The sequence below is a fragment of the Tateyamaria omphalii genome, from assembly GCF_019802125.1.
Classification (GTDB): domain Bacteria; phylum Pseudomonadota; class Alphaproteobacteria; order Rhodobacterales; family Rhodobacteraceae; genus Tateyamaria; species Tateyamaria omphalii_B.
Window position 1 is genome coordinate 291,448 of the sequence record NZ_JAHVHT010000006.1, and the last position, 15,467, is coordinate 306,914.

Sequence of the window (15,467 nt, forward strand, 5' to 3'; positions counted from 1 at the left end):
CGGTCCGTTGCGCGTGGTTCTATAGACCCGATCATGTCCAGCGAAGCCCCCGCCCCGATCTTTGCCATCACCCTGCCCGGGATGGAGCAGACCCTTGCCGACGAAGCGCGCGATTGCGGTTTTGACATAGCCGATGTTGTGCCCGGGGGCGTGGGCCTGCACGGTGGCTGGCCGGAGGTCTGGCGTGCCAATCTGGAGCTGCGCGGTGCCACCCGTGTGCTGTGGCGCATGGGGTCCTTCATGGCATTTCACCTCGCCCAGCTCGACAAGCGGGCGCGCAAGTTTCCATGGGCCGATGTGCTGCGCCCGGACGTGCCTGTGCGGGTGGAGGTCGCGACCTCGCGCAAGTCCAAGATCTATCACGCAGGCGCGGCCACCAAGCGGATCGAGACGGCACTGGTCGAGAGTGCCGGAATGAGCGTGGCCGCGGATGCGCCGGTGACGCTGAAGGTGCGTATCGACGACAACCGGATGACGGTCAGCGTCGATACGTCGGGTGAGCCGTTGCACAAGCGGGGCCACAAGGAAGCCGTGGGCAAGGCCCCCATGCGCGAGACCCTTGCCGCGATGTTCCTGCGCCAGTGCGGGTTTGACGGATCGCAGCCGGTCTTTGACCCGATGTGCGGATCGGGCACCTTTGTCGTTGAAGCCGCCGAGATGGCAGCGGGCCTGCAGGCGGGGCGGGCGCGCGGCTTTGCCTTCGAGCAGCTTGCCGGGTTCGACGCGGATGCCGTGGCGGCGCTGCGCACATCCGACCGGCGGGGCGCACCACAGGTGCGCCTTACCGGGTCGGACCGGGATCAGGGCGTGATCGCCATGGCGCGGGCCAATGCGGAGCGGGCCGGGGTCGCGGACCTTGTGTCATTTGAGACCGGAAATGCCGGGGACATCACCCCGCCCGACGGGCCGCCGGGATTGGTGATCGTGAACCCGCCCTATGGTGCGCGGATCGGCAACAAAAAGGCGCTCTATCCGGTCTATGGCCGGTTGGGTCAGGTCTTGGCCGAGCGGTTTTCGGGCTGGCGCGTGGGCATCGTCACCAGCGAGGCGTCACTGGCCAAGGCCACGGGCCTGCCGTTTCTGCCGGAGGGACCGAGCATCGCCCATGGCGGTTTGCGCGTGAAGTTGTGGCGGACTGCTCCCCTGCCCTGACGTGGCTGAGGCGGATCGAGATCCGCCTTACTGGCAACGCCCCTCGTAAGGCGGAGGTGTCCTCCGCCCTATTTGGCTTTCCACGTATTGAGCCAGCGGCGGAAGCGGCCCCGCTTTTCCGACACGGCGTCGCCAGCGGCTTCCCAGCTGTCCTGCATTTCTTCAAGTTTGGGGTCGATCCGCGCCCGGCGGAAGCGCCGCCAGCGGACCCAGATTGCGTAGAAGATGGCGGCAATCGTCGTCAGCACCAGGATGTTGATCCACGGAATGCCCTTGGATGCATCCGGCCCCTCGACCTGGCGTAGCGAAATGGCGTTGGGGAAGATCGTCAGGAACTCGTTTCGCCAGCCGTAATGCGTCAGCACGTACCATTCAGGCGCGGCGCGGGTGGAGACGGAATCCGCCGCCTCGGTGTAGAGGTTCGAGGTGTCGAACTTGAAATAGGGTGGCCAGCTCCAGCCCGTATCCTCGTTCCGGTAGACCATGGGCCGTCCATTGGCGCGCACCGTCTGGATGAACTGCACATCGCGATTGATCAGCCCATCGGATTGCGTGTCAGGCCGTGACCAGAACATGCGGGTCCAGTCGCCCAGTTCCTGCCGTTCTTCATAGGTGTTCACGATCCGCACGATGTCGCGTTGCGGCAGGGTGTAGTGCAGCGCCGCGCCCAGCGCGACCCAGAAGGTGATCAGGATGATCCAGCCGATGTAACGCATTGCGGGGTCCTTTTCAGGCGAAGTTCACAAGGTAGATGATAAGGCACACAAGCGCCATGGGCACGATATAGACCCCGAGGATCAGTTTGCGCCGCAGCGATCCGTCATAGTCGGCGAGCCCGTGTTTGACATAGGCCTCGCGCGGGCCCGGTTTGTCGCCTTCGTCCCATTCCGCTTCCAGCCTGTCGCGGGCGCGGGCACGCGAGTAGAAGGACAGCGAGAAATAGATCACCGTCAACACCACGAAGGCGATCAGAAACAGTCTTGCCACGGCCATATCGTTACCTCCTCACTGCGCCCCACGGGCCGACCCGCGCGATCATGTCGCGGGGCTGTGGGTCGGGTTCCATGGGGGCATCGTGCCCAAAGAGTGCTTGCCGCGCGCCCACCTTGTCGGCCTTGTACTCGGCTTCGAGATATTGCGCGACATATTCCTTTTTTGCGTCCGCCCAAGTGGCATAGGCTGCATAAAACGCCTGTTTGTGGCAGATAAACAGTTGCCGCACGTCGCGGGGGCTGAGTTCGGACAGCAGCATGTTGACGAGATCCGCATCGGGCGTGTCGGCGGCGCGCAGGGTGTAGAAATAGGCCGGGTGTTCGGAACTGATGCGGGGCCATTTGCCCCCATGCTCGGCCCAGTCGACCAGTTGCGCGAGGCCGTGGAATTCATCGGGCAGCAGGTGACCATGATCGCGGGCGAGCCTGCGCATGTCGCGCCGCGTGGTGCCGGCGAGGTCGACGCCTGCTTCGGTCACGGCGGAGACGAGGATGAAGTCCATCTTCTGTTTCAGGATGGCCGCGCCGTCGATGCCGCGTGCTTTGACGATGGGTTCGACCAGGTCGTTGTATTCCAGGAACTTGGCGATGCGGTTCCGTTGAGTCAGGTCGAAGGTGTACTTGGTGGGCACATCCTCTGGCTTTTCGCTCGCCGCGATGGTCGCCGGATGGTCGAGCGTCTGGAAGATGTAGAGCCCCCCAAAATGGGATGTCCAGAAATTGCCCTTTTCCACGCGCATCGGTTTGAGGTTCACCGGGTTGCGGGAGACGTCGCCGGTCTGGCCCGCAAGCTGGATCATTTCGCCGATCAGGACGTCATCGAACCATGCGTCGTCTTCCTGCAGGAACGTATCGACTTTTTCGGCCAGTCGGGCCGCGTTGCGAACCGTGCCGCGCGTCGTGTCCGCCTCGACCGTGATGGCGCGCAGGTCGAAGAGGCGTGCAGGGCTGGAGATGTCGTAGACGGAGTTCACCAGTTCTCCCGCCACGGCGTCGCGGGCGGTGAGGGCAAAGAGTGCCGCCTCGTTTTCCGCGATGAACCGTTTGAGGATGCCCTGGGACGTGGAGAATTCCGCGTCGAGCAGCGGGCATTTGCGCTGTTCGGTCGACAGCAGGATGAACTGCCGGTTGACCCCGTTGTGGTTGAGGTAGAGCGGGTCGTTCAGCTCATTGCCGACCTCGGGCGAGTAGCCGGAGATGTCGATGTAGAAATCGGTCAGCGCCGTGCGCTTGCCCGTGAGGTGTTCAAGCGCGCGGTTGTACCGTTCGACCAGCGCGGGTGAGGCCACATGGAAGAGGTTGCCGAACATCAGGCCGCGTTGGATGAGGCGGATCATGGGCGGGTCCCTTTCGCTTGGGGCGACGCGCCGCCCGGATCAGCTTGGCCTTGGCGCCGTAGGAAGGAGAGGCCTAGACCGAGCAGTGTCAGCGGGAAGACGATCAGAAACTGGCTCCAGATTTCGTCTGTTGCGCCGTCAGGTCCAAAGGCATGGATGTTGCGCGCCGGGGACAGGATCGCGCCGCCGTGCAGGTACATCGCCTGGAATGCGGCGAGGGTCAGGGCGAGGAAGCTGAGGATGATCATCGTTTGCATGATCCGTATCCGACCGGTGCCATAGCGCCGCCGGATCGACCGCGCGACCCACCAGCCGACGATGACAGGGAAGATGAGCATCCAGAACAGGGCGACCATCATGCCTGCCTCCCCAAGCGGAAGATCAGCGGGGTGGCGAGGGCGAGGAGCGGCAGGGCGAAGCTGCGGAAGGTGATCTGGAGGTTGTAGCCGATATAGGCGGGCCAGGAGTTGTTGAAGAGCAGCATGGTTTCAGAGAGCGGCGTGCCTTCGAAGCCCATGGCGGTATGGATAGCGACTTGGGTGAGGAACAGGAGGGCTGCGGCGGCTAGGAAGCCGAAGACGCCCCAGCGCAGGGGGATGAGGGTGCCTAGGATGAGGGCGGCGGCTGTGATGATCCAAATTATCAAACCCTGTCCTCCGAAACTGGTGCATCAATCGAGCTGTAGGTGCCCGGCATCGCCGGGCCGCGCCCGACCTCCCCCCCGGGAGGGCGCATTGTTGATGTCACGCGCCGAACAGGTGAACTGCTTGATGCGGAAGCCTCGCCCCAAACTGATGCTGCGCGCGCCCACCCGAGGTCGGGCGCAACCCGGCTGATGAAGCTCATACTTCCACCTTCCTATTGATTTGTGCTCTGTCTTTTAAACCAAGCTGGATAACTCGAACCGCCAGAAAAGGCACCCAAAACGGCGCGGCACCTAGCCACAGGAAGCCTAGCTCCAATGGCAAAAGCCGTATCGGACCCAAGGGAAAGAATGCGAGTTGGATCGGCAACAAAGCCGCCGCGATAGCCAAAGCACTGATACAGAAGCGCATTGCAGCAGTCAGGATTGGGGACTGCCCTGTTCTCACGAGTGTCGGGGCCCAGAACGGAACAAGCAGGATCACCAACGTAGTTGCAATGGTGGAGACCATTACCCCTTCTCTCCCAAATACCGCTTCTTCGCCTCTTCCTGCCGCCCAAAGTCGCGCACCATCGCCTCGATCGCCACTTCATCCGACTTGTCCGCATAGCGGAACTCGCTGTCGGCGTATCGGTTGATCTCCTGCACCACCATGTCGACCGTGATCGGCACGCGCAGGTCTTCGATCATCGCTTTCTTCTCGTCGTAGGTTTTGAACAGGAACAGCTCAGGGTTTTCCATCCACTCGTCGGGCAGTTCGAAGTCCATGGCGCGGACCTTGACCGCGTCCGTGATGTTCTTGATCGCACGGCCGGTAAAGCGCTCGTCGGCCTGCTGGATCGCCTTGAGATATGTGCCCAGCTTGGCAATCGTGTCCAGCTCTCCGATGTCCGAATGCACCCGGTCAAAGACCTCCATCAGCCCCGCCTCGTGCGGGCGATTGTGGCTGTCGAAGGACGCCGCCACCGCCTTCTTGATCTCCTGGGCCGAGAACAACTCGTGCGCACCCATCGGGATGTCGTGGTTCTTGCCCATCAGCAGGGCGAGGATGTCGATGTAATCCTCGCGCGTTTGCGGCCCGTCCACGAGAAAGCGCGCCCCGGCCCGCTGGCGCAGGGCGTCGTCCACGTTCTCGGGGTAGTTCGAGAACATGCCGAAGGTACAGTTGCCGCGCACGACGGTGTTCGCGCCGGCAAAGCTCTCCATCAACACGGCGGTGATTTCGAGTTGCCCGGCGGAGGATTGGCGGTCGCCGCGCTTGCCCGCAAGTTGGTCGATGTCGTCGATGGTGCCGAAGCCGATCACGCCGGGGTCGAGGACATTGGAGATGAACGCCTTGGCATTCTGGCCCGACTTGCCCTGGTAGCTGTCGATGTTGTCGGTCGACAGGTTCTGGTAGCGAAAGGCATAGCCTGCGACGCTGCAATAGTCGTTGATCAGCCCCGCCATCATCTGGATCAGCGTCGTCTTGCCAGTGCCCGGCTTGCCATCGCCCATGAAGGTGAAGATGAAGCCGCCGAGTTCGGCAAAGGGGTTGAGCCGCCGGTCGAAATCATACGCCATGAGCATCTTGGCCAGCTTCATCGCCTGGTATTTGGCTATATGGTTGCCCACGACCTCGTGCGGTTTCTTGAAGGTCATGGTGAGGGTTTGAGTCTTGGCCTTGGTCGCTGGTGTGAAGCCCTGGACGGTGAAGTCGTCGGCCTCGACATGCCATGAGGCCCCGGTGAAGGGGGCGAGGCGCGGGGCGTTCTGGGCGCGCAAGGAGACCTTTTCCATCAGCGCCTCGGCAAAGGCGGTGATGGTGGCGACAAGGTGGGCGTCGTCGGGGGCGTGGGTGGCGATGTCCTGGTCGAGTTCCCAGAGGATGCCGTGCAGGGCGGTCTGGCCGTTGTCAGTGAGGATTTCCTCGACCTCGCCCACCTCTGCCGTGACTTCGGTCTGATGGGCCGAGAGCAGGTAGGCAGTGGCGTTGCCGAAGACGTAGAGGGTGATGAGCGCCTCGGCGGCGAGCAGTTCGGCAAACTCGGTCTTGCGGGCGGCGGGCAAGGCACCCTCGAGGTTGGCGCGTTTCAGATCGCCGAGGCCGGAGACGGAGGCGTAATTTTCGGCCACCGCCAGCGCGATGGAAATGGCCCGGCGCAGGGCGTTGAGCGCGGTGGCCTGCACGGGCGACATCAGCGCGTCGTCGTCATCGGCCCCTTCGATGGTGGCCATCAACTGCACGGCCCCGGTGGGCACGGTGCGGCGAGTGACAAGACCCGGCGTGGTGGAGCGGAAGCGGCGACGGGTGCCCACGCCGCTGGAGCGTTCCTGCTGCGGCGCTTCCTTGCCCTTGCCGATGCGCGGCGCGTGGTCAAAGCCCTGCAACATGGACAGCGCCATGGGGTAGTGCGCCGTAATCTCGGCCTCGCGCAGTTCCATTTGATCGGCTGTTTGAGTCATGACTTGTCCTCTCGACGTTTCGACCAACGCGCAATTTTATCCACAACATCGGGCCCCATAAAGAAGCCTAGCAATGCCAAAAGTGGTACAAAGACCCAGGCTGCAACGATGGCAGTACCGAACAGAGCAAGCCCCATCGCGGAGCCGAAGAACCAACCGAAGAATCCCAAAAGCAGAGCAAATACAAAACGAACCTTAGTCACCATCTCACCGTCCAATACTTCCCTGTTTCAAAAAAATCCCTCCCGGAGGGCCGATCTGCCATCAGACCCACCCATCAGTACCGAAGCACCCGCCCCGATGGGCTGACCACGAACTTGCGGACAGAACCGAAGCCGGGTGGGTTCATCTCTTCGAGCGCCTGGAAGGCGCGTTGGGGTAGGACGATGCTGCGTTCCATCCGTGTGGCCCCAAGGTCCGCGCCACGGCCTGAGAAGGGGTCGAGGGCGAAGACTTCGCGCTCGACGGAAGAGAACCAGCCCGAGCGTTCTTCGATCACGCGTTCGGAGTGCAGATCTTCCTCGGTCCAGACCAGCGCCCAGTCCTGCCCTTCGGGCGCGCGGGCGGCTTTGAGGACGTCTAGGATGGGCCCCGACTGTGCGGTGAAGGCTGAGGAGTACATCGGCCCCGCGTAGAAGCGGCGCAGGCGTTTGGGGTGCAGATCATCGAAATCCTCGTCGAAACCCTTGGCGATGGTCACGAGCTTCAGCTTGCCCAGCGATTGCGCCATCAGGTGCGCTTGTGCTTCGGGCCAGCGGCGGGGGTCTTTGGGCAGGGCTGTGCGGCCCGTGTCCTCGACCTCCATCATGTAGATGACGGGCAGGTTCAGGTCGGTGTCATAGACGGCCCAGTGGATGCGGAAGCTGCGGCGGTCGTCGCTCAGGTTGCCGGTCCAGACGATTTGCGGGTCGTTGCGGGGCCAGAAGAGTTGGCCCTTCTGCAAGTCTTCGTAATAGAGCCGCTGGGACAGCGCGAATTGCAGTTTCGTGGGCACCTGGCGGTCGCCGATGATGACCTCGACCATCTGCTTTTTGAGCTCATCTGCCGGGTCGATGCGGTCGAGATGGACGCCCGCCTGGATCGCGTCCGAGGCCATGGTGAGCAGTTCTTCGGCCGCCGGAAAGCCGCTGTAGCGTTTGTCGATGGCGAGGGAGCCGAAGAAACGCCCGGTATCGCGGCCCACCAGCAGGTATTTCTGGGAGAGCGCGCGGAAGGTGAAGGTCAGTTCGGCGATGTAACGGGTCAGGATCTTAACCTCGTCCCGGTTCAGATCGCCCTCGGCCTCCATCACGCCGGCAACGCGGGCGAGGTGCCCGGTGATCGTCTCGAACTTCTTGAAGTAGCGGCGCGAGGCGAAAAGGTCGGTGAGGCCGTAACTATCAGTCATATGAGTAGAAGAGCTATTTTGCATCATGTTCGGTTGTTTTGCGGAGCGACAATTGATCCGCGATCCAATGCCCCAGTCGGCGCTCTTTTGCCTCAATCCATTTACCCCACTTCGTCGCGGCTCCGCTTGGCCCCACCAGAAGGAGCAGAAGCATTCCCACGGACGAAACAAGTGATAAGAAAACGCTAATCAGCAGAATGACGCAAACGCCAGCGACCGCGGCAAAGATTGCGACAAAAGGCAGAACTGCAAGGGCCTGCATACTGGCAATCAACAGCCCTTCACCGGTGATCCACATCCCCATTGACAAGGTAACCAGATAACAGGCGACGCAAAAGCAAAGGATGACCCGGTTACGGGCCATCATCCACCATACGCATTGCTGTCGTGCTTCTCCACGATCTGTGCGAACCGCCGCGCAAACCGCTCGTCCGCTTTCGCCTTCTGCTCCAGCACGTCGCGGGCAAAGACCATCTGGTCTTCGTGTGCTTCCAGCATGTCGGCCATGCGGGCGTTCGTTGCCGCACCGATCCCGGCCATGGCGGTTTGCGCCTCCTGGTCCGTCTTCACGCCAATCTCGTTGATGCGGTGGGCGACGTCCTGTTGCTGGGCTGTCTTCAATGATTTGGTCAGCGCATCGTAGAGCACCACGCGCTGCTTGGTGTCTGTTTGGAGCTTGTTGATCAGCACCATCTGGGTTGCGGCCTGGTTCTGCAGGCTGTCCACCCAGGTCTTGCCCTTCTCGATATAGCGCTCAAGCGTCTGGGACTTGGCCACTTTGACCTGCTCTTCCTGCACCATCTCATTGTATTTCGAGTTCATGTCGGCCAGTTCGGTCTCAAGCGCGGTACGCTTGGCGGCGTCGGTTTCGGATGCGATCTTGTTTTCCAGCGTGATGATCTGCGGGTCCATCGCCTGAATATCGGCTTGCAAGGCTGACAGCTCCTGCACGGTGAACTCACGCTCGTCCAGCGTTTCAGTCAGGTTGGCTTCGACCTTGGTTTTCTGCTCTTCCAGCATGGTCAACTGGCCCTGCAGCAACTGCACGATCACGTCGGATTTCGAGATCAGGTCCTGCAGCTTGTCGTCGATCGAGGCAGAGCGCACACGCTCCTGCCGCATGGATTCCGACTTGGCCTTGGCAAAGATGCCGACAAAGCTTTCCCAGCCCGTCTTGGACCGCATCTCGTCAAAATCCTTGGAGAAGGCGGCGGTGACATCGTCCAGACCCATGATCAGTTCCGCGATGTTGGAATTCATCACGTCGGTGTGGGCGTGGACATCCTCAAGCGTCGCATTCTCGATATCCATGGAGACGTCATCGCCGGATTTCATCTTGGCCCGCGCGGCCTCGATCCGGCTGGTGAGTTCCGAGATCTTTTGTTGCGCCTCGGCCACCTGGGATTGAGATTCTGCCACCTGGCTTGCGAAATCGGCCATAAAATGTCCCCTCTGTTCAATGTGTTGCGATACATATAGGCAATGTAACGCGTATTTACATCGGCGATGGCCGATATTCGCCGTAATAGTTGCAAAAAGGTTGCGGCAAGGAAAGGTGGTCAGATCGCGAAAAGCAGCCGGTGGCGCGTGCCGCGCGCGTTGGCATCGGCGGTCAACGTTCCGTCCAGTGCCTGTGCCACCGCATCTGTGATCTGGGTGCCAAGCCCCGAGCGGCGGACCGGTTTCTCAGCCGAAGTTCCGCAGCCGTCATCCGCCACTTCAAGCTGGGCGGTGCCGGACCCCATATCCGTCACCGTCACCCGGATCGTGCCCGGTTTTTCATTGGGAAAGGCGTGTTTGTAGGCGTTCGTCACCCATTCATTCAGCACGATCCCGATGGAGGCCGCACGCGACGGTGTCATGCGCAGATGCGAGAGTGCCGTGTCGATCAGCACATGTTCGGGGGCCTGTTCCGTCAAAAAGTCGATGATGCGGATCAGGTAGTCGTCCAGGTCGACATGGGTTTGCACCTGCCCTGCCTGCAGCACTTCGTGCAGGCGGCCCATGGTTTCGATCCGTTGGCCCACGGCATCCAGTGCTTCGCGCGTTTCGTCCAGTTCCGACACGCGGCTCTGGAATCGGGTGAGCGAGGAGAGCATCTGGAGCGAGTTCTTGATCCGGTGATCTGCCTCGCTGTGCAGGATGGCCTGTTGTTTCAGCGTCCTGTGCAATTCGAATTGAGCCATGACCTGACCTGCCAGAACCTTGAGCATCTTGCGCTGCACTTCGGTCAGGCGGCGGGGTCTGTGGTCCAGCACACAGAGCGTGCCCAGCGGCAGGCCATCCGTCCCTTTCAGCACGGCCCCCGCATAGAACCGCAGGCCCGGATCATCGACGCACAGCGGATTGCCGTCCATGCGCGGGTCGGCATGGGTGTCTTCGATCTCGACCAGATCGCCTTCGAGGATGGCGTGGGAGCAGATAGAGGATTCAAGCGGTGTTTCGGGCACGTCCAGCCCCTTGACCGCCTTGAACCACTGGCGATGGTCATCCACCAAGCTGATCAGGGCAATCGGGACGTCGCAGATATCCGCCACGACATCGACAATGCTGTCGAATGCAGGTTCGTATTCCGTGTCGAGCACATCATACGAACGCAGCGCCTCAAGACGCGCATCCTGAAAGGGGTGACGATCAGCCAGCATGTGTGGGGTCCATCCGTTCGACCCTCACTGTAAGTGATTCTAGACACCGCAGTCCAGACGCTCATGCAAACTGAGGTTGTAGAAACAGCCCCAAACACAACCAGCTATGTCATAGATTAATCACCCGATGACATTGTGCGCCGGTCCATAGGGAAAGCCCGTGATGTTCTCGTTCCCGTCTTCGGTGATCACCAGAATATCGTGTTCACGGTAGCCGCCCGCTCCGGGCTGACCCTCTGGGATCGTCAGCATCGGCTCCATCGAAATCACCATGCCGGGCTCAAGCACCGTGTCGATGTCCTCGCGCAGTTCCAGCCCCGCCTCGCGTCCATAGTAATGCGACAACACGCCGAACGAGTGGCCGTATCCGAAGCTGCGATACTGAAGCAGATCATGTTCGCGGAAGTAGGCGTTCACGCCCTCGGTCACCTCGGCGCAGGTGGCCCCCGGTTTTAACAATGACATGCCCAATTCGTGGGCAGCGACGTTGTGGTTCCAGTAGCTCAGGCTGACATCATCGACGGTTTCCACGAAAAGGGTCCGTTCGAGCGCCGTGTAGTAGCCCGAAATCATGGGAAAGGTGTTGAGCGACAGGATATCGCCCCGCTCCAGCACGCGGCCTGTGACCGGATTGTGAGCGCCGTCGGTGTTGATGCCGGATTGGAACCAGACCCAGGTGTCGCGGTATTCGGCGTCGGGGAAGCGTTTGGCAATCTCCATCTCCATCGCATCGCGGCCCGCCATGGCGACGTCAATCTCGCGCACGCCTGCCTTGATCGCGTCGCGGATGGCGTAGCCGCCCACGTCGGCCACCTGTGCACCGTGGCGGATCAGGGCGATCTCGGCCTCGGATTTGTTCATGCGCTGGCGCATGGTGGTCTCGTACAGATCGACAGTGGCGACGGGTTTGAGGAAGTCCTCCATCTTGCCCTGCTGCAGCAGGGTGAGGTGGTCGGATTCGACCCCGATCACGGCCCCCTCACCCGTCACCTCGCGCACGGCGCGCCAGAAATTGTCGCGCTGCCAGTCGGTGTAGGTGATGTTGTCGCCATGGCTGCGCCGCCAGGGCTGGCCCGCGTCGATGCCTGCGCTGATGGTGACGCAAGCGTCTTCGGTCACGACGCAGGCGTAAGGGCGGCCAAAGGCGCAATAGAGAAAGCCCGAGTAGTAGGCGACGTTGTGCATTGAGGTGAGCACGGCGGCGGTGGCGCCCTGCGCCTCCATCCGATCGCGCAGTTCGGTCAGGCGGGCGTCGTATTCGGCGGCGTCGAATGGCAGTGCATCTTTGGTGCCGTTGTGGAAGCGGTAGAAATCGGGGCGAGCGGTCATGCGTGACCCTCCTTTGCAGAAAGGTCCCGGCGTGCAGGACATTTTGGGCTTGGTATGCGGGCGACGCCATCGCCCGCAGCCGTCGCACATGTTGCGCGTCAGTTGGCCGTCGTCAAGCGCCGGATCATGTCGCTGTCTGGATCGGCCAGCGCGTCGATGACGTTGAAGTGGTGTTCGCCTTCGGTGATCACGTGATCCGCGTCCCACGCCTTGGCCAGCCACCGCGCCTGGTCCAGAAAAACAGGCCGTTCTTCGCCCCCGACCCAAACCGTCACAGGCACGGGGGGTTTGGGCTGGTGCACGGGACTTTCCGCCTGCGCCATGACCGTGTCCATGCCGAACTCGGCGTTCATCACTGTTTGCAACAGCGGTTCAAGGTCAGAGACGGGCGAGATAGGCATGACATGCGTCAGCCGTGCCATGACGGACGCTGGCAGCATCCCCGGCGCGAGCATCCGCGACACCAGATGCCCGCCCGCTGAATGCCCGGCCAGGCTGATCGGCCCCATGCTGCCATCGGCCACCGCCATCACTGCCTGCGCAATCTGCTGGGTGATCCCAGCAATGCGCACGTCCGGGCACAAGTCATAGGAAGGCATCGTCACGCTCCACCCCTGCGCCAGCGCTCCTGCCGCGAGATGCGACCAGTAGGAGCGGTCGAATTTCAGCCAGTAGCCCCCATGGACAAAGATCAGCGTACCCTTCGCCTCGCCTTCCGGCAGGAAATGATCCAACGCCATGCGCTCGGAGGGGCCATAGCTCAGCCCCAGCCGCGCCCGCGGCCCGAGGGCTTGGCGAAACGCCTCTGCCTCCTCTGCCCAGCGCGGCGGATAGGCGGCGGCCCCGTCGATATAGGCCCCGTTGGCGTAGGCATCGTCCATGTCTGGCATCACGTTCCTCCTTACTTTGGAACTGGACAAGCCTAGCCCGTGTTGTTTGACATGCAAAGGACCGCAAGAGGACGCGCCATGCTAGACCAGACCACCGACCTGAAATCCATGCTAAGCGACCCATCGCTGCTTGAAACTCGTGCTTATGTGAATGGCGCCTGGGTGGACGGCGACGACGGCACGTTCGAGGTGACCAACCCGGCTCGCGGCGATGTGATCGCCGAGGTACAGGATCTGAGCCGCGCGCAGGTGGCCGAGGCCATCGCGGGGGCACAGGCCGCGCAGAAGGACTGGGCCACATGGACGGGGAAGGAGCGTGGTGCCGTCCTGCGCAAGTGGTTCGATCTGATGATGGCGCACCAGGACGATCTGGGCGTGATCCTGACTGCCGAGCAGGGCAAACCGCTGGCCGAGGCCAAGGGCGAGATCGGCTATGGGGCCTCTTTCGTCGAGTTCTTTGCCGAGGAAGCCAAGCGCATCTATGGCGAGACCATTCCCGGCCACCAGCGTGACAAGCGGATCACGGTCTTGAAACAGCCCGTGGGTGTGGCGGCAAGCATCACGCCCTGGAACTTTCCCAACGCCATGATCACCCGCAAGGCCGCGCCTGCGCTGGCCGCTGGCTGTACCTTTGTCGCGCGGCCTGCGGAACTGACGCCTCTGTCGGCCATTGCGATGGGGGTGCTGGCCGAGCGGGCGGGTATTCCGGCCGGGGTGTTTCAGGTGGTGACGACCTCGAATGCCTCCGAGACGGGCAAGGAGTTTTGCGAGAACCCCGCCGTGCGCAAGTTGACCTTCACCGGCTCCACGCAGGTGGGGCGTATCCTGCTGAAACAGGCCGCTGATCAGGTGATGAAATGTTCGATGGAGCTGGGCGGGAATTCCCCCTTTATCGTCTTTGACGATGCCGATCTGGATGCCGCCGTTGAGGGCGCGATGATCTGTAAGTTTCGGAATGCGGGCCAGACCTGTGTCTGTGCCAACCGGATCTATGTGCAGGCGGGGGTTTATGACGCTTTCGCCGCCAAGCTGAAAGAGGCGGTTGAGGATTTGACTGTCGGTGACGGGCTTGAGGATGGTGTGACCACTGGCCCGCTGATCACCGATAAAGCCGTTGAGAAGGTGCAGGATCATCTGGCGGATGTGGTCGAGAATGGGGGGGCCATTCTGACCGGGGGCAAGCCGCATGATCTGGGCGGCACCTTCCTGCAGCCGACCGTCGTAACCGGGGTCACTCAGGATATGAAAGTGGCGCATGAGGAGACGTTTGGGCCCCTCGCACCGCTTTTCAAATTTGAGGATGAGGACGATGTGATCGCGATGGCCAACGACACCATTTTCGGCCTTGCCGCGTATTTCTACGCCAACGATTTGAGCCGGGTTTATAAGGTGGCTGAGGCGTTGGAATATGGGATGGTGGGGGTCAATACCGGCATCATCTCGACCGAGGTGGCGCCCTTTGGTGGGGTCAAGCAATCGGGCCTGGGCCGGGAGGGGTCGCATCACGGGATCGAGGAGTTTTTGGAGATGAAATATATCTGCATGAGCGTGTGATGTCCCACGCTGGGACAGAGGGCGACCTGTGGAATTAGGGGCTTACGGGGGCGCATTTACCGAACGTTAGGATTTGCGCCCCTGACGCGAGCCCCTCACATGGTTGTGACTTCGGAGCCGTATGATTGCCCGAGAGGCCGCATCTGTACTATCCATGACCGACCTGAGTGCGAGGAATTTTGATTCATGTTGACCAGACGCCATTTCGTTATGACCACCGCCGCCCTTTTTTCGGCACCCATTGCAGGGCCCGCTTTGGCCCGCCCGATTTCCGATCAGTCCAAGTGGTCCACATGGGACGCGCAGGTGACGCCGGCCAATTTCGATCTGGCCACGTCGAACCCCTGGGGCGTGCATCGCCGGTTCCTGCCGCAGCGGGTGCAGGCCAATGACGGGCTGAAACCCGGCGACATCCATGTGGATGCGGTGGCCCGCTATCTTTATCACATCCAGGCGGATGGCACGGCCATGCGCTATGGCGCGGCGATTGCGCGGGGCAACCTGTATGAGCCCGGCACCTACACCATCAAGCGCAAGGCCAAATGGCCCACATGGACGCCGACCAAGGCGATGATCGAGCGTGATCCGCAATTGTTTGAACAGCACGCAGACGGCATGAACGGCGGACCGCGCAACCCGCTGGGATCACGGGCGCTGTACCTGTTCGTGGGCAACCGGGACACGTATCTGCGCATTCACGGCACCCCCTACCCCCGGTCCATCGGCGGGCGGGCAAGCTCGGGCTGCGTGCGCATGATCATGGCGCATATCAACCAGCTGTATCCGAACGTGACGCCGGGTTCGACGGCGTTCCTGTACCCGTCGGAGGATGGGCTGACCGCGGCAAGTTGAGACTGAGGCGGCACTGGGCACTGCGCTGGGTGTGACACGTGTGCGGTGCTCTTTCTCTTTTTGGAGGGTTTCGGTGAGGTCGCCTCGTCTGCAGGCGTGCGGGGAAGTCCGGTTACAGCCCGAAGCATGCGTAATTGGGCTGACCCTGAACTGAGGTCGAGCTCCCGATAGGATCACAGGGCATCTGTGAACATGGGAGAATTCGAATGGAGTATTATGCTGGCTTGGATGTATCGCTGCG

17 protein-coding genes are annotated in these 15,467 nt (G+C 61.7%); 3 read left to right on the top strand and 14 right to left on the bottom strand.

The genetic code is table 11. The features are described 5' to 3' along the window. Positions 1–33 precede the first annotated feature (33 nt). Positions 34–1,152, top strand: a complete 1,119-nt coding sequence (locus tag KUV51_RS20615; RefSeq protein ID WP_222523332.1) for a class I SAM-dependent RNA methyltransferase — start codon at positions 34–36, stop codon at positions 1,150–1,152. A gap of 68 nt (positions 1,153–1,220) precedes the next feature. Here the strand turns inward: KUV51_RS20615 and KUV51_RS20620 are convergent, their stop codons facing one another. The 14 genes from KUV51_RS20620 to KUV51_RS20685 all read right to left on the bottom strand — a co-directional run bounded on the left by KUV51_RS20620 (position 1,221) and on the right by KUV51_RS20685 (position 12,820). Next, positions 1,221–1,868, bottom strand: coding sequence for a DUF1523 family protein (locus KUV51_RS20620; protein ID WP_222523333.1), 648 nt, complete (start codon positions 1,866–1,868; stop codon positions 1,221–1,223). 13 nt (positions 1,869–1,881) lie between these two features. Further along, positions 1,882–2,145 carry a hypothetical protein gene (locus KUV51_RS20625; protein WP_222523334.1) on the bottom strand — a complete coding sequence of 88 codons (264 nt, stop codon included), beginning with the start codon at positions 2,143–2,145 and terminating at the stop codon, positions 1,882–1,884. A 4-nt stretch (positions 2,146–2,149) separates the two neighbouring features. Further along, entirely contained in the window at positions 2,150–3,481 is a 1,332-nt protein-coding gene (locus KUV51_RS20630; protein ID WP_222523335.1) for a DUF6638 family protein, read from the bottom strand. After that, positions 3,478–3,840 (bottom strand): hypothetical protein, encoded by a 363-nt coding sequence (locus tag KUV51_RS20635; protein WP_222523336.1) that lies wholly within the window; start codon positions 3,838–3,840, stop codon positions 3,478–3,480. The genes KUV51_RS20630 and KUV51_RS20635 overlap by 4 nt, the downstream gene beginning before the upstream one ends. Beyond that, positions 3,837–4,127: a hypothetical protein gene (locus KUV51_RS20640; protein WP_222523337.1), complete on the bottom strand. Its 291-nt coding sequence runs from the start codon at positions 4,125–4,127 to the stop codon at positions 3,837–3,839. The genes KUV51_RS20635 and KUV51_RS20640 overlap by 4 nt, the downstream gene beginning before the upstream one ends. Positions 4,128–4,323: 196 nt before the next feature. After that, positions 4,324–4,635, bottom strand: a complete 312-nt coding sequence (locus KUV51_RS20645) for a hypothetical protein (protein ID WP_222523338.1) — start codon at positions 4,633–4,635, stop codon at positions 4,324–4,326. Next, positions 4,635–6,569 carry an AAA family ATPase gene (locus tag KUV51_RS20650; RefSeq protein WP_222523339.1) on the bottom strand — a complete coding sequence of 645 codons (1,935 nt, stop codon included), beginning with the start codon at positions 6,567–6,569 and terminating at the stop codon, positions 4,635–4,637. The genes KUV51_RS20645 and KUV51_RS20650 overlap by 1 nt, the downstream gene beginning before the upstream one ends. Continuing rightward, positions 6,566–6,775: a hypothetical protein gene (locus KUV51_RS20655; protein WP_222523340.1), complete on the bottom strand. Its 210-nt coding sequence runs from the start codon at positions 6,773–6,775 to the stop codon at positions 6,566–6,568. Before KUV51_RS20655 ends, KUV51_RS20650 begins: the two co-directional genes overlap by 4 nt. Positions 6,776–6,846: 71 nt before the next feature. Continuing rightward, entirely contained in the window at positions 6,847–7,956 is a 1,110-nt protein-coding gene (locus KUV51_RS20660) for a hypothetical protein (RefSeq protein WP_222523341.1), read from the bottom strand. 13 nt (positions 7,957–7,969) lie between these two features. Continuing rightward, entirely contained in the window at positions 7,970–8,323 is a 354-nt protein-coding gene (locus KUV51_RS20665; protein ID WP_222523342.1) for a hypothetical protein, read from the bottom strand. Next, positions 8,320–9,396, bottom strand: a complete 1,077-nt coding sequence (locus KUV51_RS20670; RefSeq protein ID WP_222523343.1) for a hypothetical protein — start codon at positions 9,394–9,396, stop codon at positions 8,320–8,322. Before KUV51_RS20670 ends, KUV51_RS20665 begins: the two co-directional genes overlap by 4 nt. A 119-nt stretch (positions 9,397–9,515) precedes the next feature. Then, positions 9,516–10,601: a histidine kinase dimerization/phosphoacceptor domain -containing protein gene (locus KUV51_RS20675; protein ID WP_222523344.1), complete on the bottom strand. Its 1,086-nt coding sequence runs from the start codon at positions 10,599–10,601 to the stop codon at positions 9,516–9,518. Positions 10,602–10,721: 120 nt separating this feature from the next. Then, positions 10,722–11,930 (bottom strand): aminopeptidase P family protein, encoded by a 1,209-nt coding sequence (locus tag KUV51_RS20680; protein WP_222523345.1) that lies wholly within the window; start codon positions 11,928–11,930, stop codon positions 10,722–10,724. Positions 11,931–12,028: 98 nt separating this feature from the next. Further along, on the bottom strand, positions 12,029–12,820 hold the full coding sequence (locus tag KUV51_RS20685; protein ID WP_222523346.1) for an alpha/beta hydrolase: 792 nt from the start codon (positions 12,818–12,820) through the stop codon (positions 12,029–12,031). A 78-nt stretch (positions 12,821–12,898) separates the two neighbouring features. Here KUV51_RS20685 and KUV51_RS20690 point away from each other — a divergent pair, with 78 nt between their 5' ends. After that, positions 12,899–14,374 carry an NAD-dependent succinate-semialdehyde dehydrogenase gene (locus KUV51_RS20690; RefSeq protein ID WP_222523347.1) on the top strand — a complete coding sequence of 492 codons (1,476 nt, stop codon included), beginning with the start codon at positions 12,899–12,901 and terminating at the stop codon, positions 14,372–14,374. A gap of 186 nt (positions 14,375–14,560) precedes the next feature. Then, complete coding sequence (locus KUV51_RS20695) at positions 14,561–15,226, top strand: L,D-transpeptidase (RefSeq protein WP_222523348.1); 666 nt, start codon at positions 14,561–14,563, stop codon at positions 15,224–15,226. Positions 15,227–15,467: the final 241 nt, after the last annotated feature.

Coding starts and splice junctions, on each gene's coding strand:
- KUV51_RS20615 (WP_222523332.1), top strand. CDS start 34: ATGTCCAGCGAAGCCCCCGCCCCGATCTTTGCCATCACCCTGCCCGGG.
- KUV51_RS20620 (WP_222523333.1), bottom strand. CDS start 1,868: ATGCGTTACATCGGCTGGATCATCCTGATCACCTTCTGGGTCGCGCTG.
- KUV51_RS20625 (WP_222523334.1), bottom strand. CDS start 2,145: ATGGCCGTGGCAAGACTGTTTCTGATCGCCTTCGTGGTGTTGACGGTG.
- KUV51_RS20630 (WP_222523335.1), bottom strand. CDS start 3,481: ATGATCCGCCTCATCCAACGCGGCCTGATGTTCGGCAACCTCTTCCAT.
- KUV51_RS20635 (WP_222523336.1), bottom strand. CDS start 3,840: ATGATGGTCGCCCTGTTCTGGATGCTCATCTTCCCTGTCATCGTCGGC.
- KUV51_RS20645 (WP_222523338.1), bottom strand. CDS start 4,635: ATGGTCTCCACCATTGCAACTACGTTGGTGATCCTGCTTGTTCCGTTC.
- KUV51_RS20650 (WP_222523339.1), bottom strand. CDS start 6,569: ATGACTCAAACAGCCGATCAAATGGAACTGCGCGAGGCCGAGATTACG.
- KUV51_RS20655 (WP_222523340.1), bottom strand. CDS start 6,775: ATGGTGACTAAGGTTCGTTTTGTATTTGCTCTGCTTTTGGGATTCTTC.
- KUV51_RS20660 (WP_222523341.1), bottom strand. CDS start 7,956: ATGACTGATAGTTACGGCCTCACCGACCTTTTCGCCTCGCGCCGCTAC.
- KUV51_RS20665 (WP_222523342.1), bottom strand. CDS start 8,323: ATGATGGCCCGTAACCGGGTCATCCTTTGCTTTTGCGTCGCCTGTTAT.
- KUV51_RS20670 (WP_222523343.1), bottom strand. CDS start 9,396: ATGGCCGATTTCGCAAGCCAGGTGGCAGAATCTCAATCCCAGGTGGCC.
- KUV51_RS20675 (WP_222523344.1), bottom strand. CDS start 10,601: ATGCTGGCTGATCGTCACCCCTTTCAGGATGCGCGTCTTGAGGCGCTG.
- KUV51_RS20680 (WP_222523345.1), bottom strand. CDS start 11,930: ATGACCGCTCGCCCCGATTTCTACCGCTTCCACAACGGCACCAAAGAT.
- KUV51_RS20685 (WP_222523346.1), bottom strand. CDS start 12,820: ATGCCAGACATGGACGATGCCTACGCCAACGGGGCCTATATCGACGGG.
- KUV51_RS20690 (WP_222523347.1), top strand. CDS start 12,899: ATGCTAGACCAGACCACCGACCTGAAATCCATGCTAAGCGACCCATCG.
- KUV51_RS20695 (WP_222523348.1), top strand. CDS start 14,561: ATGTTGACCAGACGCCATTTCGTTATGACCACCGCCGCCCTTTTTTCG.